The 1,491-nt window shown below is 67.5% G+C and carries 1 protein-coding gene; it reads right to left on the minus strand.

The window, feature by feature from the left end; all coding sequences use genetic code 11:
- Nucleotides 1–1,462: polyketide synthase dehydratase domain-containing protein (locus tag DQ392_RS16150; RefSeq protein WP_245981538.1), on the minus strand; the 1,462-nt coding region annotated here is incomplete at its 3' end.
- Nucleotides 1,463–1,491: the final 29 nt, after the last annotated feature.

The raw sequence follows: 1,491 nt of genomic DNA on the forward strand, positions 1-1,491 counted from the left end.
CGACCGAACCGTCCGACACCTGACGCAACACACTCGCCAGGTCCGGATAGACAGCGACATCCGGCCCCGCACCCTCCACCGGCTCCCACCACTCACCGACACCACCCCCCAACACCGCCCAGGAGGCGAGGGAATCGGAAGACGACGGCCTGTCGCTGTGGTTCCGGGCCGGTGCCGGTACCCATTCCACCTGGAAGGGGACTTCGGCGCGGAGCGATGCCTGTTCGATCTGGTCAAGGGCGATCGGCCGCACCGAGAGGGATTCCACCGTGGCGATGGCCCTGCCATTCTCGTCGCTGATGGCCACCGAGTAGCTGCTCGGTCCGGTCACGCTCAGTCGTACACGGAGAACACCACTGCACTCTCCGTACCAGGACACTCCTCCCCATGAGAACGGGAGTGGTACCTGACGAGCGCCGCCTTCTCCGGCAGGACCGTCGTCCGGCACACCGAGGGGGTGGGATTCAGTCAGGAAGATCGTGTGCAGCGCTGCGTCCAGCAGCGCGGGGTGCAGGCCGAAGACGGCGTCGCGATCTTCGGCGAGGCGCACTTCCGCGTAAACGTCGTCCTCGTGTCGCCAAGCGGACTGGAGCCCCTGGAACTCCGGCCCGTAGACGATGCCGTTGGAAGCGACGGTCTTGTAGAAGGGATCCGTGTCGATCGGAGTGGCGTCGACGGGCAGCCAGGAGGCGTCGTCCTCCGGCGGCGACGCCTGGTCCGGGCTCAGTGTCGCCGTGGCATGGCGCACCCAGACCGATTCGCCCGCCTCCGCCGAGGTGATCCGCGACTGGAAGGTGACGACCCGGCTGCCGCCTTCCTCCGGTGCCTCAGCTGTGATGTGGACCTGCACCGCGTCGGCCTCGGGCAGCAGGAGCGGCGCTTGGAGGGTGAGCTCGTCGACTCGTGGACAATCGAGCTCATGGCCGATGTGCAGCGCCAGTTGCGCGAACGCCGCTCCGGGAAGCAGCGGTACGTCGGCGACGCTGTGGTCTGCGAGCCAGGGGTGAGCATCGAGGGAGATGCTGCCGGTGTACAGGTGCCCGCCCTCAGGCAGGTCGAGAGCGGCACCGAGGAAGGGGTGCTCCTGCGGTGTGAGTCCCGTGCTGGCGAGGTTGAGGGGTTCGTCGGCGGCATCGAGCCAGTAGGACTGGCGTTGGAAGGGGTAGGTGGGCAGTTCCACATGCTCGGTGAGTGACGTGCCCGGCGTGCCCGGCGTGGCAGGGGCGGGGGTGGGCCAGGTGACGTCGGTGCCGTGCGCCCACAGCTGCGCAGCGGAGGTCAGCATCTGACGCAGATCACCCTGATCACGCTGCAACGAGCCCGTCACCGTCGCCTCAGGACGCCCGGGATGCTGCTCGACGATGTCCTCAATCGCCGACGTCAACACCGGATGCGCACTCACCTCCACAAACCGCCGGAACCCCGCATCCAACAACCCCTCAACCGTCTCCGCGAACCGCACCGGCGACCGCAAATTCCGCTGCCAATACC

The sequence above is a fragment of the Streptomyces reniochalinae genome (genome assembly GCF_003323735.1).
In the GTDB taxonomy this organism is placed as follows: Bacteria; Actinomycetota; Actinomycetes; order Streptomycetales; family Streptomycetaceae; genus Streptomyces; species Streptomyces reniochalinae.